The following is a 1,415-nucleotide window of genomic DNA, read 5'->3' as shown; positions in this document are numbered from 1 at the left end:
AAGTATTTTTTTCAAAAATAATGGCTTTGTTTTTAAAAATTATACTTTTATCTTTATTATAAATTTCTCTTAATGCTAGTAATCTGCGAAAACCATTTACGATAATATAATCGTTATTTAATTTCTGTAGATATATTGGATTTAAAAGGCCAATTGTAGTTATTGATTTGACAAGTTCTGAAAACCCTTCTTCCTCTTTTAATGTAGTATAATCATCAAGACGATTATAAAAAGTTGTGTTTGAAAATATAATGTTCTCAATTAAATTTAATGTTACATCTTTACATTCAAAGTTATTAAACATATTTAAATTCCTCCCGTATTTTATTGAACATTAAGCAATTATATACATACATTGAATTAAAAGTCAATTTGCAAAAAATAAATATTTTTAATTACTTTTTTACAAATGGGAATGCCCCGACAAGATAGCAGTAGAGGGAGGGCGGGGAAAAGAAAAAGGTTCAAGGGCGAAGAGAATCTACGTATGCCTATTTATCGTTGCTGTTATTCGTCATTTTCGAGCCCTTTCCCGATTAAAGCAAGAACTCGTTCTAGCTCCTGAGCGGAGTACTAAGCGACCGGCAGGGAAGCGTGCCATGAGGGACTGTCTGTAAATACGGGCACTACCCCAGCACCGACCAGAGGGAGATAGCGATGAGCTAAGTGACTATCCCTACTTTAATTCTTTTTAAAAAAGTTCGCTCAGCGAACTTCTGGCGGAGATTGCAGTTGGAGGAGAGAGAGGTGGATTCCCGCCATAACTTTTTGTATTGAGATAGATAATATGGCTTTCATACGAGCTAAGAATTGCAGTAGATACGGCACTGTGGCCGAGGCCGCGACGACCTAAGGAGGAGCAAAGACTTTCCCCCCAAGAGGCGGCTTAAAAAAAACGGTACCGCTAAAAGGGGATGCCTAGCGGAAGATGTTTTTTACATCCTTACCCGGGCCGGCCTAGCTAAAAAAACATTTGTAGCGACGCCGGCGGGGGGAAAGGCCCGGCCACCGAGCGAGCACGCCGTAAATCACGGACTAGCTGAGGCGTGGGAGCGAGGGCCTCTTGTACTAGCAAGAAATATATTTATTTTAGGGAACAAATTTTAATAAGAAGATGTTCCTTTATTTTTTTTAAATTTTAAAGTATACTTATTTTAAGCAAAGAGAGGGGGAGAGTTAAAATAAAAAAAGTTAGATTTACAGTGCCATATTTTATAAAAGAAAAAATAAAAGAAGATGAAATGCATTTTAATCTTTTAACAGGAGAAATAGGAAATAGAATATTTGCTTACTATTCTAATAAAGAGGTAGAAAATTTAAATCTAAATTCATCTAAAGGTGAAATCATTCAATTTAATTTAAATAAATCAAATGATGAGCTTTATTATATAGTTTTAAAAGAACATGAGGTTCAA

General features: G+C 35.4%; 1 protein-coding gene and 1 pseudogene. One reads left to right on the top strand and one right to left on the bottom strand.

Features of this window, described 5'->3' with window-relative positions; translation table 11 throughout:
• Nucleotides 1-304: ParB N-terminal domain-containing protein (locus L988_RS10950; protein WP_047384229.1), on the bottom strand; the 304-nt coding region annotated here is incomplete at its 3' end.
• 898 nt (nucleotides 305-1,202) lie between these two features.
• On the opposite strand from L988_RS10950, the pseudogene L988_RS10945 reads away from it, so the two are divergent.
• Nucleotides 1,203-1,415 (top strand): annotated as a pseudogene (locus L988_RS10945) (WYL domain-containing protein); the annotation flags it as partial.

This window comes from Cetobacterium sp. ZWU0022 (genome assembly GCF_000800875.1).
GTDB lineage: Bacteria > Fusobacteriota > Fusobacteriia > Fusobacteriales > Fusobacteriaceae > Cetobacterium_A.
The sequence above is the reverse complement of the archived record's forward strand: the minus strand, read 5'-3'. Positions and strand labels throughout refer to the sequence as shown.